Raw genomic sequence first — 16,094 nt, 5'->3', positions numbered from 1 at the left:
ACGAGGGCGACGGGGTCTGGGGCTCGGTGTCCTGAAGGTTGTTCAGCGCCTCATGGCGCTTGAGTCCGGTGCACAGGGAAACGAGGCGGGCCCCGTGTGCGCTGCTTCCCCGACGGGGCCGCTGGGGAAGCGAGTCGCCGGCATGGGATTCGTGCCCCATATGGAAGTGGGACAGCATCGGCTTCAGGGCGAGGCTGTCGTGGGTGTTGGCGGCGGAGAGTCCGACGCGGAGGGGCAGCCCGGCAGCATCGGACAAGATGTGCATCTTGGAACCCGGCTTGCCCCGGTCCACGGGCGACGGACCTGCAAGTTCGCCCCCCCTTTTCGCCCGCACGTGTGCCGCGTCCAGCACCGTGCGGGCCAGGTCGACCAGCCCTTACCGCATCAACGATCAACAGCCATGTAGGACACGGTCTAAAGCCAGGCAGGACGAAGAAGCAGGTCTTGAAGCCGGTCCTGCCCACAACGGCGTAGATGTTCGGCGTCTCGTGATATTGGTTCAGCCGGTCCCAGCGCATGCGCACCTGCTCCGCGCCATCACAGGTGACCGCGATGCCCGTGCCGTCGACGACCCACTCCTTGTCTCCCTGGGCCAGGTCGTTCCTGAGCGCACGGGAGACCATCAGCCGGGGCGCCAGCACGCCGAACACCACCGCGTACACGCCGGCCAGGACCACGAAAGGGAAGTTCACCGAGCCGCCGTCGGCGGTGACGCGCACTCCCAGCAGCGCGATGCCGAGCGCCCCGACGGTGACGAGCCACCGCATCCGCCGGAACAGCCCCACCGCCTTGAAGGCCTCGTGGAACTCGCTCTTCTCCACCCGGCCGGTGATCCTCAGGACCTCGCCCGTGACCTGGGCATCCTGCCGCGGCCTTATGTCGTTGCCATCCACAGTCGCGGAGCATGGCGCTCCGCAACTGTGGACCTCGGGGGACCGCGGTCAGGAGAGACGGGTCACCCGGGTGCCGAACGACGGTTCGGCGAGCCGGGTGCCGACCGCCACCGGGACGGTCTTCGAGCCGGCGCCGTCGCCCACCGTCAGCACGGCCACCTCGGTGCCCGCCTTGGCCTCGTGCGGTACGGACTTGCCGCCGGCCGTGCCGAGCGTGAACCGCAGCCGCTGGCCCGGTACACCGATCACGGCGAGGTCCTTCGTCGCGACGAGCGGGGTCCGGCCGCCGAGCCCGTCGGAGACGTAGCCGACCGTCTGCCCCTTGTGGATCACGGGAGCGGCGGTGAGGGCCTTACGGACCGCCTCGATGACCTTGCGGCTGTTCTTCAGCACCAGCTTCAGGCTTTCGCCGCCGTCTTCGTCCGGGCCGTCCACGTGCTGGTCCATCATCGTGCCGAGGATCAGCGGGGTGTCGCCGCCGACCGGCTGGTCCGCGGCCCACATCAGGGTGCCGCCGGCCGGGGTGCTGGACCCCGTCTTGATGCCGATGTTGCGCAGACCTTTGATCGAGAGCAGGTCGTTGCTGTTGTCGATCGGCTCGGGCAACCCCTCGATCTTGGCGTGGTCCATCGCCACGATCACGCGGAACGTCTCCTCCTGCATCACCGCCTCGGCGAGCTTGAGCTGGTCGACGGCGGTGCTGACGGTGCCGGAGTTCAGACCGCTGGGGTCCGTGTACGTGGTGTCGCGCATCCCGAGTTCTTTCGCGGCGGCGTTCATCTTCGCGACGAAGGCCGCCCCATCGTTCCCGCTGTCCCAACGAGCGAGCAGACGGGCGATGTTGTTGGCGGACGGGAGCATCATCATCTTGAGCATGTCCCGCTCGCTGAACTTCTTCCCGGCGGTGAGCCCTTCGACCCGCGACTCGTGATCGGAGTTGCCCTCGGCGACCGCCTTGGCGTCGACCTCGATGAGGGGGCCGGGGTCGTCCTTGCGCAGCGAATGGTTCTTGAGGATGACGTACGCCGTCATCACCTTTCCCACGCTGGCCGTCGGCACCGGCTTCTGCTCGCCGAACGTGCCGATGTCGCCGGAGCCCGGGATGCGGACGGCCGCCTGGCCCTTGGCCGGCCAGGGGATGGCGGTCGTGCCGTCCAGCGTGACCGAGTCCTGCGTGGCGACGAGTTGCGGGGTGGGGAGCGGGCGCAGCATCTGACCTCCCGCGACGGCGCCGCCGAGCAGCAGCACGATCGGGGTCCACACCTTGACGCGGCGCACGAGGGTGCGGCGCGGGGTCTGGAGGAGAGCGGTGTTGGTGAGCTCGGCGAGCAGTTCGAGGGGCGGGCGGGGGTCTCGCGGGCGGGTTCGAGGACCGGCGGTTCGGGCGCGGGCTCCGGCGGCGATGCGGGCTTCGCGGCGTCGGGGGCCTTAAGAACGCCGAACTTGCTGGTGCGCTCGGGGTCGTGCGGCTGCGCCGCCGCGCGGGTACCAGTCGGCTTCTCGGCGGCGAGGTCGGCGCCCGCGTCGTTCCGCTTCCGCAGCGCGGGCGCCTCGTCCCCTTCCGTCGCCTGCCGGTCGCCGGTCCCGTCCTCGGGCCGCCCGGCCCCCTCCTCCGGGTCGGGGGAGGGAGCCGGCCTCGGCCCTGTCCCGCGATTCCCTGGCGGCCTGCCGGGCATCCGCCCTCTTGTCGGCCCCGTCCTTCCGGGGCTCGCCCTCGGGCCCGGATCTACCGGCCCGGCCGCCGTCGGTACGCGGGGCGCCCGCCTCGCCGTCGCCCGGGGCTCGCGCGCCCGCCGGGGTGGCCGTTCCGTGGGCTTCGGGGTGTGCCGGGGTGTCGTCCTCCTCCGGCTGATCGTCCCCCTTCGCCCGCGAAGGGCGCCGCGCCGGTGCGGTGTCGTCCGGGGCGTCCGCGCGCTTCGCGCCGCCGTCGGCCGTGGCGGACGTGTCGCCATCGGCGCCCCGCGCTCCTGCGTCGGCGCCCTGAGGGTCGGGGACGTCGGCCTGAGCGACGCGGCCCTCGTCCTCCACACGGCCGTCCGCCCCTGAACCAGAGCCCACGCCGGCCGGGATCTCCTCGTCGCGGGCGTCGGCCCGCGCGGTGAAGGACCCGTCGTTCCCGGGGCGGGCGCCCGCGGGGCCTCCGCGGTTACGGGCCCGTCTTGCCTACGGTTTCCCGGCCGGGGAGTCGGCCTGCGCCGGGCGGGTGTGTCCGTCCGCAGGGGTGCCCTCTTCTGCGACGGTGCCGGCGGCGGTGTCCGCGTCCACGGCTTCGGCCTTGGCCGGGGTCTCCCGCTCGGGGGTGCGCGCCCCTGAAGCGGTGTCAGCGTCCAGTGGTTCCCTGTCGTCCGGGGTCTTCCGTACCGCGGAGTCCTCGTCCGCAGCCGCGGACGACGCCTCGGCGTTCCCTTCCCCGGCGGCCGGCTCGCTCTCGGAAGCGGTGCCGGAGCTCGGCTCCGCCCCGGTCGGCTTCCGCCCGGTGACCGGTTCGTCGGCGTCGGCCCCCTCCGGCCCGGCCAGGGCTTCGGCATCGGTGTCGGCCCCCACCCGCCCGGCCAGGGCAAGCGTGTCGCCCGTTGCGTCGCCCGCCACCGTTTCCGCCTTCATCCACGCCCACCTTGCTGTTCACGCCCGGCTCCGCCGGTCTCACCGTCACGTCGCGCGTGCCCGTCCCGGGCCCGTTGATCATGTAGATGTTCGACCCGGCTCCCGCGTTCCATCCTCGCCAGTACGGGCGCCCGAAGGATGGACAAGCCTGGTGCGAAGATCGTCCTAGAGCCACCGTCCGCCCTGTCTTTATCTACGCGTCAGAGGCGGCTCGCCGCTTCGACGGAACCACCCGAAGCAGCGAGGAAATGGAACGGAGCTGAGACTCCAGCAGATGACATGGCGTGAGACGCCCGAGGAACACCCGGGTCAGAGGCTCGGCAGATGACACAGGCCGCGAGAACCTACAAGCGTCGCATCCTCCGCAGTTCCTGGGCGAGCAGGAGGCCACCGCCTGGGGCAGGTGCCCGATGGCTTTCCCGTTAGAGGGCGTTTTCACCCGTTGTTTCGCCCCGTTCCGCATACTTGATGTGGTTCACGTGCCTCGCCAGGCTGGTGTGCATTCATGGGTTATGCGGCGGGGCATTAGGGCGATCATCGCGATGTAGATCATGGCGGTGGAGCGGGTGGGCAGGGCCTCGTAGTGGCGGGCCAGGCGGCGATGGTGCATGAGCCAGCCCAGGGCGCGTTCGACCACCCACCTGCGCGGGAGGACGGTGAAGCCGCGGGTGCCGGGGGTGCGGCGGACGACTTCGAGGTCGATGCCGAGGCGGGCGGCATGGTCCACGAGGTACTCGCGATAGCCGCGGTCGGCCCAGCCCTTGCGGATGCCGGGGTGCTCGGCGGCGAGCCGGTTGAGGAGGCGCTCGCCGGCGACGGAGTCCTGGAGGCTGGCGGCGGTGACCAGCACCGTGAGCATGAGCCCGGTGGTGCCGATGATGATGCTCCGCTTGCGGCCGACGACCCTCTTGCCGACGTCGGCGCCTTGTTCGCGAGCGGGGACGTTGGTCGAGGTCTTCACGCTCTGCGCGTCGATCACGAAGCCGGTCGGCTCCGGGCTGCGGCCCTCGTTCTCCCGGACCCGGCGCCGCAGCAGGGCGTTGAGCTGCTCGAAGATGCCATCGCGTTGCCCAGCGGGAGACGACTGTGTCATGGCGGGTGGTCGCCATGACATGGAAGACATCCGCACTCTCCAGGTCCGCCAGCCTTTGGGCGGCGTCCGCGGTCACCCACCGGAACGGAATCCGGTCCGCGATGGCCCGACGGACCATGGCCTTGGCCATCACCACCTTCGTCTCGAAGGCGACCGTGTCGTCGATGCCGGCCGCCCTGCACCGTTCCCGGTCATCCGTCCATGTCGTGGGCAGATACAGACGTCGGTCGATCAACGTGCGGCCCCGGCCGCCGGCATAGGCGAGGAACACCCCGATCCGGGAATTCTCCGTCCGCCCGGCGGTTCCGGAGTACTGACGCTGGACGCCGGCCGAGCGGGCGCCCTTCTTCAGGAACCCGGTGTCATCCACGATCAGCACCGCGTCCGGATCGCCGAGATGCTCGACGACGTAGTCCCGCACGTCATCCAGGAGCTGATCGGCGTCCCAGCCGATCCGGTTCAACAGTCGGTGAATCCGGTCCGGACCCGCGTGCCCGGCCTCCTCCGCGAGCGTCCAACCGTTCTTCCGCTCCAGCGGAGCCATCAGCCCCCGCATATAGGCAAGAGCCGACTCCCGCGGCTCCGACCTGGAAAAACGGTGCACGAACCGCTCATGCAAGAAGTTCAGTTCACCAGCCCACGACCGGGCATCAGCAAGCTCCCCACCCATGAGCTGACCACCGACCGAACTGCCCAACCGTCACGGCAAAGACCGTTGCAGTACTAGGGACTGTCCGAGGGGTCTGACGACCGCCCCATGCGTATGCCGTCCGGATCGGCGTGGATCAGGGCGATCTCTTGAGGAGCGGGCTCGGGACTTCGGCCCTGGACGGCCACGAACCGCTGCAGTATCGGCAGGCTCCGGGCTGTTCTCGCTGTGGCTCTTCGAGTCCAGCCGCGGACCCCGTCGATGTGGCTGGCTTCAGGGGATGTGGAGTTCCGTGCAAGCCGGCCCGTGCTGTGATTTGGCTTCGCATTCCCCCGGCTCGGCCTCGTCCGGGTTAACGGCCCCAACCGCGACCACCGACGTTCCGGCCGGAGGAGAGAGCGGGATGTCGATCTCCTGCGCGATCTTCCCCTGATCGTCAGGTCTGAGCACACTCCAGTAGAGGTCGCTACCCCACTTCCCGGAGGAACCGTTCCGAGGGTTTACGGTCACCTCGATGTGCGACCACTTCTGGACGCCGTCGGCGTGAACGCCGACGTGCAGCCGCATGTTGGAGCGAGGGCCATCGAGTCTGACGTTGGTGAAGGTCGGGCGGCCGTTTCCGCCCGCGGCCTGGGCGGCCCCCACCACGGCAATGCTCAGAGATGCCATGTAGAAGACGACGCCGAGGACGAGCACGCCCGTCTCCCACAGGACTCCGCGTCCTGTGGGGCGGATGAGCAGGGCGGCGATGCTGCAGACGATGGAGAGGATGGCGCAGAGCGAGGCCACGTAGATGGGCCACGACCTGTTGTTGAGAGCGACGAACACGAACTTGCTGTTGAGTCCCAAGGTGGTCATGATGCCGGCCACCGCCACGAGAGCACCGGCCAGGATCTTGGCCACGTCGTCCAGGCGTTTCCCCAGCGCGGCCTGAATCTCTCCGATGGTCGGGGATGGGGATTCCGTGGGGTCCAAAGGCTCTTTCGCACCGCCCATTGCGCGCTCCCCGATCGTTGAGCCCTACCAGGCAAGACACCTACTGGACAACTTCAGGTTCGCATTCAGGCGGGGGCGGTCCGGTTATTGCGGCGGCGGGAATCCGGGCCGTCGGCGGTTATTCGCCTGATCGGCCCAGCGCGCATTGCTCGGCCGGTCCAAGGGCTTGCCCGGCAGGTCATGGGCGGAGTCGGCACCGGATCGCCCCGAGGTGACTGTGCCGCGAAAGACATATGCTCTCTTGGTGGGTGCGGCTCCAGCCGCACCCACTCCACGTCCGTAAGGTCACCCCGCCCCACGGTGAACGAAACGATTCGCCGGCGAGCCCGACTCTCAACCCGTGGGACAAGCCATAGACGACCCGCGGAACGCACGGGGAGCGGTGCCATGGCGTCAGAGGCAGCTCAGAGGAATCCCCCCGAGGGGTTCATGGCCTCCGACATGCCGTCGCGCGCGACCCTGAAGTCGCCACTGACGTGGAATTCCCTCAGTGCTAGGGGCTGTCCGGCGGCTTACGGGCGAAGCCAGAGGCGAATAGCCGCGACGGTCACGGTGCCGTGAAAGATGTACGCCCTTTTGTCGAATCGGGTGGCTACGGCGCGGAAGCCCTTGAGGGCGTTGATCGTCCGCTCGACTTCGTTGCGGCGTTTGTAGATCGTCTTGTCGAAGCCGGCGGGTCGGCCGCCCGCGCTACCGCGGCGCTGGCGGTTGGCCCGCTGGTCCTTGCGTTCGGGGATGGTGTGCTTGATCTGCCGACGCCGTAGGTACCGGCGGTTCTGGCGGGACGAGTAAGCTTTGTCGCCGCCCAGGTGACCGGGGCGCGTGCGCGGATGACCGCCGCCGGGCCGTGGGACGCGGATGCGTTCGAGGACGGGGATCAGTTGCGGGGCATCGCCCCACTGGCCTGGTGTGATGACGAACGCGAGCGGACGTCGGCCGCCCTCACCGGACAGATGGATCTTGCAGGTCAGCCCGCCACGGGAGCGGCCCAGGGCCTCATCCGAACGATGCTGAACAGGCCGGCCGCGTCGTCCAGGGACAAGAGGCGCGGCGGTGCGGGCGCCCGCGGCGTGCTGATGGGCACGGCAGGAGGTCGAGTCCACACTGACCATGCTCCAGTCGATCCGGCCTTCCGCATCAGCGTCGGCCTGAACGGCCCGCAGGATCCTCTCCCACGTGCCGTCCGCCGACCACCTGCGATGCCTGTCGTGCACGGTCTTCCACTTCCCGAACCGTGCTGGCAGATCACGCCACGGGACACCGGTCCGCTGCCGGAAGAGAATGCCGTTGATCACCCTGCGATGACTCTTCCAACGCCCGCCCCGTCCCACGTTCTTCGGCAAGTGCGGCTCCAACCGTGCCCACTCCTGATCCAACAGATCGCCCCGCCCCACACCGGCCGGAACGATGCGAATGCCTAGGGCGTGTCCGATAGGTCCGCGTCCCGTGAAAGCGCTCCTCAGGCTTCGTGGCAGTGCGTTCGTCGCTGTACCGCTTGCGTCTCCGTGGTCAGAGGACGTGCGACTCATTCGCAGTACACCTGCGGGCTGGCATAGCACGCTGACAGAGGGGGAAAGCTTCCGCGGCTGGAGACGAGAGGCGCCCCCGTGGCCGGTCCCCGGGTGACGGGCTGCGGCGTAGGGCGCGAACCGGAAAGGGAGCTCACATGCAGGTTGGCGACGCGCTCGGGGCGGACATGTTTGCCGTCGATCTGGGGAAGTTCCGGGTGGCGACCTACCAAGGGCTCAGCGGCCTGACCTTCGAGCAGGATGCCACTGGGGTGAAGACAGTCACACCAGAGGGCTCACTGGTAACCCGGAAGATCCCCGGTGCCAAGCAGCTGCCGGACATCACCTTGTCCCGGCCCATGGACGCAAGCAAGGTGTGGGTCGACTGGGTTGTGCTGACGGCAACAAACCAAGATCTCGATGAGGCGCGGCAGAACGTCGTGATCTCGCTCCTTGATGCGAATAAGAAACCGGTGCTGCATGTCAACCTGGTCAACGCCTGGGCCTCGTCGTGGAAGGGACCGGCCCTATCAGCAGGCGATGCCAGCGCAGGGATCGAGACGATTACGCTCGCCTACGACGACATCACCATCGGCTAGTGACCGCTGCATTCCCGGCCCGAGCGCCCCACCGAGGCCAGCCGATCGCGGCGGGATGACATAAGGGTTGATGCAGCCCAGGCACCAGTAGCCCACGGACCTATCAGACAGGCCTGGGGCGTGTCCGGTGGTACCGATCCGTCGGACACGCCTTAGAACTCCTAACGGAATGATCTTTCGGGTCAGGAGTCGATCTCCCAGTGGAGGGCGCCGGCCTGGGCAAGGGGTTCCAATGCCTCGACGAAGGGCGCCTCATCCGAGCCAGGCGGGAGGTCCACGGCCAGGTAGGTGCCCTGAAGCCACTCATGTGGCAGGCCGGCGTCGACAGCCTTGCCGTGCAGAAGCTCGTGCACCTGGTCTCGGTCTGCGTGTTCCGCGACGAGTGCGACGCGAAGGGTCCGGTGGCCGGACTTGCGCACAACCCTGTTCACCAGGTGGTTGCTGTCGATGGTCACCACATCGCGGTAGCAGATTCCATAGGTGAAGAACGGCAGACAGGCCACCTCGAATGTGTCCTCGGTGAGCTGGCGGGTCCACAGCTGCTCGCGCCAGCCGTCCTGCCGGTCCGACAGATCGGCGTGGATCACGTAGTTGGTGGGGCCCCGGCCGATCGGGTCCTCGTGCGTGATGATGGTGATGGGGTGCCTCCCGGAGCTGGGTCCCGACTCCAAGATCCTGCAACAGCTGTCGCGGCCTCGATGCAGCGGGGCGTGTTCAGACGTCGCCAGCAGATCAGTGCACATCCGAGGGTCAGGAAAGCTTCGTGGATGTCGTCGCGGATCTCCCAGCGGATCCGCAGGCGGCGGAACCAGTGCAGGTGGGCGAACGCGCGCTCGACGACCCAGCGTTGAGTGCCCAGTCCGGAGCCGTGCTCGGTGCCCCGCCGGGCGACCAGCGGCTTCACTCCGAGCCCCCAGACCAGGCGTCGGTACTTGTCGTGGTCGTACCCGCGGTCAGCGAGAACGACATCGGGGCGCCGCCGCGGACGGCCGCGCTTGCCCCGCACGGGCGGCACCGCTTCCAAGAGCGGGATGAGCTGGGTGACGTCGTTGCGGTTCCCGCCGGTCAGCATGACGGCGAGCGGGATGCCGGTGGCGTCGGTGATCAGATGATGCTTGCTGCCCGTCCTACCCCGGTCAACAGGGCTTCGTCCCGTCTTGGGGCCCCTTTTAACGCCCGGATGTGGGAGCCGTCGACCGCCGCCCGGGAGAAGTCCAGCAGGTTCGCCCTGCGGAGTTCGGCCAGGAGAACCTCGTGGAGCCGGTGCCAGACGCCGGCCTCGGTCCACTCAGCCAGGCGGCGCCAGCACGTCATGCCCGAGCCGAAACCGAGCTCCTGCGGCAGGTGTTCCCATGCGATCCCGGTATGCAGCACGAACAGAATGCCCTGGAACACCAGCCGGTCCGGATGCCGCTTGCGCCCGGGATAGCGAGAGCGGCGCTCAACCTTCGGCAACAGCGGTTCGATCACCGCCCACAGCTCGTCCTCAACATGCCACGGCTTCGACCGAGCCACCCCACACCCCCGGATCGTCACTCCCGGAGCGATCCAACCACCTCGAAGATCATTCCGTTAGGAGTTCTTAGACCAGCGCAGCCGTGCGGTGCTGTGCCTCGCCCGCGGCATGACCACCGACAGGACCGGCGAGCAGGTCGGCGCTAGCGGACGCACCATCCGCCGATGGCGCGAGGACCCCGCCTTCGAAGCCGACGTACGGGCCGCCCGCCGCGCCCTCCTCGCCGAGGCCGTCGCCGCCCTCGCCGCCGCCGCTAGGGACGCCGTCGACGCCCTCCACGACGCTCTCGCCGACCCGCCCGCCGGCATCCGCGTACGTGCCGCCTCCGTGCTCCTGAGCGCCCTGCCGAGCATCTCCGAGCACGCTGAGCCGCCGTGTCCTCCCGGCACGCGATGCTGGTGGAGGCGTCGGCCGCCCTCCTCGCCGAGGACGACGAGGAGGCGCGGCGGCTCTTCGCCCTGGCGCTGGCCACTCCCGGGAGCGACCGGTGGCGCTTCGACCGGGCCCGCGTCCAGCTCGCGTACGGCGAGCGCATGCGCAGGGCCCGGGCGACGGCGGAGTCCAGGGCACCGCTGTGCGCCGCGCTGGCGACCTTCGAGGACCTGGGCGCCCGGCCGTAGGCCGAGCGGGCGGAGAAGGAGTTGCGAGCGGCGGGCTGGAGCAGGCGAAGACCCGGCTCATCGCCCGCGGCCGAACTGAGTGCCCAGGAGTGGGAGGTCGCCCGCCTGGCCGCATCCGGACTGACGAACAAGCAGATAGCCGAGCGCCTCTTCCTCTCCCACCGCACCGTCGGGGCGCACCTGTACCAGGTCTATCCGAAGCTGGGCATCACCTCTCGCGCCATGCTGCGCGACGCACTCGACGCGCGGGACGACGTCCCTCCACCCCGGGGGGAGCCCGAGCAGCGGTGACCGTCGTCCGCCCGGCCGGGCGGAGCGGGCCCACGAGTTTCGGCAGCGCCGGGTTTCGCGAAGAGACCCATAGTGATCACCGTCCGGGGGGCCGCTGATCGGTGCGTGACCTGGGAGCTTGGGCTGGGCTTGAAGCTGCCGCTGCGGAAGCCTCTATCGTCCTGAGGAGAGCCGGAAGATTCCGGTTCGGTGAAGTACGGGTGGGGGAGGCTGCGATGGTCTGGCCGATCGCGGAGGTCGCCCGGATGTCGGGTGTGACGGCCCGGGCACTGCGGCACTACGACGAGATCGGCCTGCTGCCGCCGGCCTGGATCGGGGCCAACGGCCACCGCTACTACGAGGAGCGCCAACTGCTGCGGCTGCAGCAGATCCTCGTGCTGCGGGCGCTGGGCCTGGGGCTGCCTGAAATCGGCCGGATCCTGGCCGCGCAGGTCGACGAGCTGGAGGCTCTGCGGGGCCACCACCTTCGGCTGCTCGCCGAACGCGACCGGCTCGATGCTCTCGCCGGCATCGTAGCCCGCACGATCACCGAACTGGAGCAGTCCAGGAAGGATGGCACAGACGTGATCAGCATCAGCCGGCCGGAAAACCTGTTCGAGGGCGTCCGGCCCGCCCAGTGCATGAAGGTCCTGCGCGGCTTCCCGGAGCTGGTCGGGGCCATCGAACGGCACACCTCGACGTGGAGCGAGGCCGAGAGCGAGGCCGACGAGCGCGACCGCACGGCGCAGATGATCCGGCTGGCCGAGCTGCTGGCCGCCGGCCTACCCACTGACGCCGATGCGGTGCAGGCCGAGATCGACGCCCAGTACCGGACGCTGGCCCGGATCCGGGCAGCCACGGCTGAGGAGTACCGCGCGATCGGCGTACCTGCGTGGAGAACGAGCACTGGCACGCGGCGTACGAGGCGATCGCGCCGGGCCTGGCCGCATACCAGCGGGCCGCCATCGAGGCGTACGCCTCAACTCGGCTGCGCTGAGCCGGGACCGGGCCGCCGCCACGGGGGTGCGGCGGCCCCTGCCGGGTCGGGCTATGTGCCAGCTCCGCCGACAGAGGGCCCGCAGCTGTCGAGAAGAACCAGGCGTGCCGGCCCGGGCGCGGTGGTCCTGGTGCCGCATCAGCCAACGTTTGCCCTGTCTGTACGGTGAGGGCATGGATGCCAGCCGCCAGCCCACTCTTCATGAGATCGAAGACCGCTTCGTTGCAATTGTCGAAGGTCGGTTGACCCGGGACGAGGTCGACCGTTGGGCCGGGCGATGGGTGACCGAGGACGGGCTCGATTGGGACGACGTTTCCTGGTGGGCGCTGAATCTCCTCCACGGAATCGATCTTCCTGTGGGCGAGAGCGGCGGCTACCTGCACGACGACGAGCAGGTAGGCGAATGGCTTGCCGAGCTGAGGAAGCGCCGGACGATGTGACGCAGCCGAAGCCGTCTGCCGTTCCGGTCACTGCCAGGCTGTGCGCATCGCCGAGGTGACGTTCACCGGCCCTGACCGGGTACGTGATGTGATCCACGACCATAACGCCGACGGCTTCGAGGCGCTCTGCCTGCCTGAGCGGCGTGAGGTCAAGAAGATCGCCAAGTCCGAGCCGGTCGATCACGGCCTGCCCTTTTCGGCCTGGAGCCTGTCCAAGCTTGCCGACTTCCTGGTCACAGAGGGGACGACGACATCAGCCACGAGGGACTTCGGTCCGGCGCGTGAGGGTGACGTTCCCGGTGATGGGCGCGGCGCGAGGCGGACTGTAGCCCCGGGTGGGCACCCGGAGCACAAAATCGTCGTGGGCAGATCAAGTATTGATCGTTTACAGTGCCAAGGATCATCAACTCCCCCAGGGAACAGGGCGTTTCATGGCGATCACGCGTAGGTCCGTACTCAAGGGCTCGTCGGCCGCGGCCACCGTCCCGTTCGTCACCGGTGCCACCGGGGAAGCCGCCGCTTCCCCTTCGCCGACGGCCCCGGCGCCGGGGCCGCTGCTGCAGAGCCGGCCGCACCGGCTGGGCGCGCCCGGAGTGCTGGGCGTCCATCTGCAGTTCGGCTCGGACCCGTCCTCGGAGATGACCGTCTCCTGGATCACCCCGCAGTCGGTCCGCAGGCCGCAGGTGCGGCTCGGTTCTCCCGAGGGCGGGCACGGCGGACGCCTCGTCGAGGCCGAGACGCGCACCTACCGGGACGGGCTGTCGAAGGAGGAGGTGTACGTCCACCACGCCCGGATCACCGGCCTGCGCCCCTCGGCCACGTACCTGTACGCGGCCGGGCACGACGGTGCGACCCCGGAGACCGGCTCGTTCACCACGGCGCCGCGCGGCCGCGCCGCCTTCACCTTCACCAGCTTCGGTGACCAGGCGACGCCCAACCTGCGCCGGGTCATCCACCTTCCGGACGGTGTCCCTTCCCCCGTCAACCGCTTCCCGCTGCACACCAGCAGCCAGGTCGGCTCGCCCGCCTCGGCGGACATCGTCTCCGCCGTCGAGCGGGTCGCCCCACTGTTCAACTTCGTCAACGGCGACCTGTGCTACGCCGCGATCGCCGGCGCGTGGGGCACGAGCCGGGCGGCGACCTGGGCGGACTGGTTCATCAACAACAGCCGCTCCACCCGGCTGCGCCCGTGGATGCCCTGCGCGGGGAACCACGAGAACGAGAAGGGCAACGGGCCCATCGGCGCCGCCGGCTACCAGACCTACTTCGCGCTGCCTTCCTCGTCCGCCTCCTCCGACGAGGAGACCCGGGGCATGTGGTACGCGTTCACGGTCGGCGCGGTCCGCTTCATCAGCCTCGCCAACGACGACGTGGCGCTCCAGGACGGCGGGGACACCTACATCAGCGGATACTCCGGCGGTGCCCAGGGTCGCTGGCTGGAGCGCGAGCTGAAGGCCGCGCGGGCGGACCGGGGCATCGACTGGGTCGTGGTGTGCATGCACCAGCCGATGATCTCCAGCCACCGCAGCGCCGGCAGCGATCTGGGGGTGCGCCGGGCCTGGGGTCCGCTGTTCGACGCGTACGGGGTCGACCTGGTGGTCAGCGGGCACGAGCACCACTACGAGCGGTCGCACCCGGTACGCGGCACCCTGCCCAACGAGGCCCGCACCCCTCTCCCGGTCTCCACCCGCACCGACCTGATCGACACGGGCAAGGGGACCGTCCACATGGTCATCGGCGCGGGCGGCAACATCGCCACAAGCCAGGACGATCTCTTCGACACACCCCGGGCCCGGGTCCTGGTCGGCCTGAAGGACGACAAGACCTCCTCCGGCCACCGCGAGCCGGTGTGGATCCCCGAGGAGGCGCCCTGGGCCGCCGTCCAGGACCGCAAGTACAACCGCGGCTTCGCCGCGTTCGACGTCGATCCCGGCGACCGCCGCGAGGGCCTGACACGGATGCGCGTCACCTACTACACGTTCGACGGGCCCCACGGCGACCTGACACCCGTCGACACCTTCACCCTGCAGCGCCCGCGCTCGGACGCGCGCCACTGAACTGACCGGCCCTGGCAGGCCGGACCAGCGGCCGGGAGATCTCCCACAGGGGCCCGACCGGGCACTTCGGAGCGAAGCAGGGGAGTGGTCATGGGGTGGGAGACGGAGGAGTTCGGGTCTTCTCAACCTCAACCTCGACTTTGCGCCAGCCGGGACCGACGAGGCCGTACCCACGTGTCCCGAGCAGAGCTTCGCGCGGGGTGGGGATGATGCAGCCGGGGTTCCGCGCGAACGGCTCCCACGCACTCAGCGCGAGCAGCTTGCGGACCGGTTGACCGGCGAGGCGACGGACCGGGACGTGTTGTACGTGCAGCCACGACGCCCCACCAGGCGTCTGCGCCTGGTGGGCGCTGTACGCCTCCAGCTCGGCCATCACGGCCTGAACGTGGGAGTCCAGCTCCTGCCGATCGTTCGGCGCGGCTTCGAGAGCGGCCGTGGTGGTCCACTCCGTCGTCCGCGGGTCCGGCGGGCCGGCTTCCTCGGCGAGTACCCACTGGTGCGCTCCGTTGATCCACATCCGGGCGAGGACGAGCGAAGGGTCAGCCCGGCGATGACGGCGTCGAGGTCCTGGCGGAGGAAACCGGTGCCCCGGCCGACCCGGCGCCCCAGCCGGTTCAGTGCCCCAGCCGCCTCAGCGCCTGCTCCGGGTAGCGCCCGCCGGCCACCGCCTCTGCGGGGACGGCGTCGCCGATCCGCGCCAGCTGCTCCGGCGTCATGACCAGGTCCACGGCCGCGGCGTTCTCCTCCAGGCGGGCGAAGCGCTTCGTGCCGGGGATCGGGATGATGTCGTCGCCCTGGGCGAGCAGCCAGCCAAGGGCGGCCTGCGCGGGGGTGCAGCCGATCTCTGCCGCGACGGCTTCGAGGGCCCGTACGAGCGCGAGGTTACGGTCGATGTTCTCGGCGGAGAACCGGGGCCAGCGCAGCCGGTTGTCCCCTTCGGACAGCTCGTCGCGCGAGGAGACGGCGCCGGCGAGCATGCCGCGGCCCAGCGGGGAGTACGCCACCACGGCCGTGCCGAGCTCCCGGCAGGTCGCGAGCATCTCCCCCTCGACCACGTCCCGGGTGGCGAGCGAGTACTCCATCTGCACGGCGCTGACCGGGTGCACGGCGTGGGCGTCGCGCAGGGTCCCGGGGCTCACTTCCGACAGGCCGAGGAAGCGCACCTTGCCGGCGGAGACGAGCTCCGCCATGGCCCCCACGACCTCCTCGACCGGGACCTCGGGCGAGCGGCGGTGGACGTAGTACAGGTCGACGTGGTCGACGCCCAGCCTCTGGAGCGAGGCGTCACAGGCCCTCCTCACGTGCTCCGGCGAGTTGTCGACCCGGTCCACCCGTCCGCTGACCGGGTCGTGCCGCAGCCCGAACTTCGTGGCGAGGAAGAAGCTCTCGCGCGCCCGCCCGCGCAGCCAGCCCCCCAGAAGCTCCTCGTTGGCCCCTTGCCCGTAGGCGTCCGCCGTGTCGAGGAAGGTGACGCCCAGCTCCACGGCGCGGTCGAGGGTGCGCTGTGTCTCCGCCGGATCGGCGGGGCCGTAGGCGACGGACATGCCCATGCACCCGAGACCGATGGCCGAAACGGTCGCACCGCTGCCACCGAGTCTGCGGTTCTTCATGACTTGCTTCTCCTCACGTGTCCCATGGCTCACTGCCCGCTGCCCTGCCCGTGTTTCACCAGGGCGGAGTAGGCGCGGCCCCCCGACGAGCCAGCGGACCTCGCTCGCGTAGTCCACGTCCGAAGGGACGAAGGCCGTCACGGCCGGTGGCTCCTCGGGCAGTTCGACCTCCCGCATCTTCGCATCGATCGCCGCCACCACGAGAGCCGGGACGGTAAATCGTTGGCTCTGGCTCACTTCCG

The 16,094-nt window shown here is 69.6% G+C and carries 13 protein-coding genes and 5 pseudogenes; 7 read left to right on the top strand and 11 right to left on the bottom strand.

Translation table 11 applies throughout. From position 1 onward, the window contains the following. Nucleotides 1–172: 172 nt before the first annotated feature. The 7 genes and pseudogenes from J1792_RS31620 to J1792_RS31590 form a co-directional block, all read right to left on the bottom strand. Nucleotides 173–376 (bottom strand): annotated as a pseudogene (locus J1792_RS31620) (transposase); the annotation flags it as partial. Nucleotides 377–941: 565 nt separating this feature from the next. After that, nucleotides 942–2,171, bottom strand: coding sequence for a D-alanyl-D-alanine carboxypeptidase family protein (locus J1792_RS31615; protein ID WP_307843140.1), 1,230 nt, complete (start codon nucleotides 2,169–2,171; stop codon nucleotides 942–944). A gap of 885 nt (nucleotides 2,172–3,056) precedes the next feature. Next, nucleotides 3,057–3,497 (bottom strand): hypothetical protein, encoded by a 441-nt coding sequence (locus J1792_RS31610; protein WP_207248736.1) that lies wholly within the window; start codon nucleotides 3,495–3,497, stop codon nucleotides 3,057–3,059. A gap of 475 nt (nucleotides 3,498–3,972) precedes the next feature. After that, nucleotides 3,973–4,458, bottom strand: coding sequence for a transposase (locus J1792_RS31605; RefSeq protein ID WP_443742783.1), 486 nt, complete (start codon nucleotides 4,456–4,458; stop codon nucleotides 3,973–3,975). After that, nucleotides 4,418–5,260, bottom strand: a pseudogene (locus J1792_RS31600) (IS701 family transposase); the annotation flags it as partial. The gene J1792_RS31605 and the pseudogene J1792_RS31600, both read right to left, overlap by 41 nt. Nucleotides 5,261–5,512: 252 nt before the next feature. Further along, nucleotides 5,513–6,235, bottom strand: coding sequence for a hypothetical protein (locus J1792_RS31595; RefSeq protein WP_207248734.1), 723 nt, complete (start codon nucleotides 6,233–6,235; stop codon nucleotides 5,513–5,515). Nucleotides 6,236–6,747: 512 nt separating this feature from the next. Next, nucleotides 6,748–7,629: an IS5 family transposase gene (locus J1792_RS31590; protein WP_207248733.1), complete on the bottom strand. Its 882-nt coding sequence runs from the start codon at nucleotides 7,627–7,629 to the stop codon at nucleotides 6,748–6,750. Nucleotides 7,630–7,901: 272 nt separating this feature from the next. On the opposite strand from J1792_RS31590, the gene J1792_RS31585 reads away from it, so the two are divergent. Then, nucleotides 7,902–8,342: a phage tail protein gene (locus J1792_RS31585; RefSeq protein ID WP_207248732.1), complete on the top strand. Its 441-nt coding sequence runs from the start codon at nucleotides 7,902–7,904 to the stop codon at nucleotides 8,340–8,342. Nucleotides 8,343–8,524: 182 nt separating this feature from the next. Here J1792_RS31585 and J1792_RS31580 read toward each other — a convergent pair whose 3' ends face one another. Together J1792_RS31580 and J1792_RS31575 are read right to left on the bottom strand one after the other, a co-directional pair. Further along, nucleotides 8,525–9,013 carry a DUF4265 domain-containing protein gene (locus J1792_RS31580; protein ID WP_242645945.1) on the bottom strand — a complete coding sequence of 163 codons (489 nt, stop codon included), beginning with the start codon at nucleotides 9,011–9,013 and terminating at the stop codon, nucleotides 8,525–8,527. A 47-nt stretch (nucleotides 9,014–9,060) separates the two neighbouring features. Next, a pseudogene (locus J1792_RS31575) lies at nucleotides 9,061–9,857 on the bottom strand (IS5 family transposase); the annotation flags it as partial. A gap of 375 nt (nucleotides 9,858–10,232) precedes the next feature. Between J1792_RS31575 and J1792_RS35565 the strand changes: the two are divergent. From J1792_RS35565 to J1792_RS31545, 6 genes and pseudogenes are all read left to right on the top strand, one after another. After that, a complete protein-coding gene (locus J1792_RS35565; protein WP_307843139.1) occupies nucleotides 10,233–10,478 on the top strand; it encodes a hypothetical protein in 246 nt (81 codons plus the stop codon). A 21-nt stretch (nucleotides 10,479–10,499) separates the two neighbouring features. Next, nucleotides 10,500–10,769 (top strand): helix-turn-helix domain-containing protein, encoded by a 270-nt coding sequence (locus tag J1792_RS35560; RefSeq protein ID WP_307843138.1) that lies wholly within the window; start codon nucleotides 10,500–10,502, stop codon nucleotides 10,767–10,769. Between the two features lie 215 nt (nucleotides 10,770–10,984). Then, a pseudogene (locus tag J1792_RS31560) lies at nucleotides 10,985–11,745 on the top strand (MerR family transcriptional regulator). A gap of 173 nt (nucleotides 11,746–11,918) precedes the next feature. Beyond that, complete coding sequence (locus J1792_RS31555; RefSeq protein WP_207248731.1) at nucleotides 11,919–12,185, top strand: YxzC family protein; 267 nt, start codon at nucleotides 11,919–11,921, stop codon at nucleotides 12,183–12,185. Between the two features lie 43 nt (nucleotides 12,186–12,228). Then, nucleotides 12,229–12,458, top strand: a pseudogene (locus J1792_RS35555) (helix-turn-helix domain-containing protein); the annotation flags it as partial. Nucleotides 12,459–12,616: 158 nt separating this feature from the next. Beyond that, nucleotides 12,617–14,242, top strand: a complete 1,626-nt coding sequence (locus J1792_RS31545) for a purple acid phosphatase family protein (RefSeq protein ID WP_086569608.1) — start codon at nucleotides 12,617–12,619, stop codon at nucleotides 14,240–14,242. Between the two features lie 88 nt (nucleotides 14,243–14,330). Here J1792_RS31545 and J1792_RS31540 read toward each other — a convergent pair whose 3' ends face one another. Both J1792_RS31540 and J1792_RS31535 read right to left on the bottom strand, forming a co-directional pair. Beyond that, the gene (locus J1792_RS31540; protein WP_086569610.1) at nucleotides 14,331–14,759 is read right to left on the bottom strand and encodes a hypothetical protein; all 429 of its coding nucleotides are present in this window, start codon (nucleotides 14,757–14,759) and stop codon (nucleotides 14,331–14,333) included. Nucleotides 14,760–14,856: 97 nt separating this feature from the next. Further along, nucleotides 14,857–15,852, bottom strand: a complete 996-nt coding sequence (locus J1792_RS31535; RefSeq protein WP_086569612.1) for an aldo/keto reductase — start codon at nucleotides 15,850–15,852, stop codon at nucleotides 14,857–14,859. Nucleotides 15,853–16,094 lie beyond the last annotated feature (242 nt).

The organism is Streptomyces triculaminicus (assembly GCF_017349075.1).
Classification (GTDB): Bacteria; Actinomycetota; Actinomycetes; order Streptomycetales; family Streptomycetaceae; genus Streptomyces; species Streptomyces triculaminicus.
This window is presented reverse-complemented; position numbering and strand designations above follow the sequence as displayed.

What these genes read in the sequence shown, in the direction of transcription:
- J1792_RS31610 (WP_207248736.1), bottom strand. Translation starts at nt 3,497, where the DNA reads ATGAAGGCGGAAACGGTGGCGGGCGACGCAACGGGCGACACGCTTGCC.
- J1792_RS31595 (WP_207248734.1), bottom strand. Translation starts at nt 6,235, where the DNA reads ATGGGCGGTGCGAAAGAGCCTTTGGACCCCACGGAATCCCCATCCCCG.
- J1792_RS31585 (WP_207248732.1), top strand. Translation starts at nt 7,902, where the DNA reads ATGCAGGTTGGCGACGCGCTCGGGGCGGACATGTTTGCCGTCGATCTG.
- J1792_RS31555 (WP_207248731.1), top strand. Translation starts at nt 11,919, where the DNA reads ATGGATGCCAGCCGCCAGCCCACTCTTCATGAGATCGAAGACCGCTTC.
- J1792_RS31545 (WP_086569608.1), top strand. Translation starts at nt 12,617, where the DNA reads ATGGCGATCACGCGTAGGTCCGTACTCAAGGGCTCGTCGGCCGCGGCC.
- J1792_RS31540 (WP_086569610.1), bottom strand. Translation starts at nt 14,759, where the DNA reads ATGTGGATCAACGGAGCGCACCAGTGGGTACTCGCCGAGGAAGCCGGC.
- J1792_RS31535 (WP_086569612.1), bottom strand. Translation starts at nt 15,852, where the DNA reads ATGAAGAACCGCAGACTCGGTGGCAGCGGTGCGACCGTTTCGGCCATC.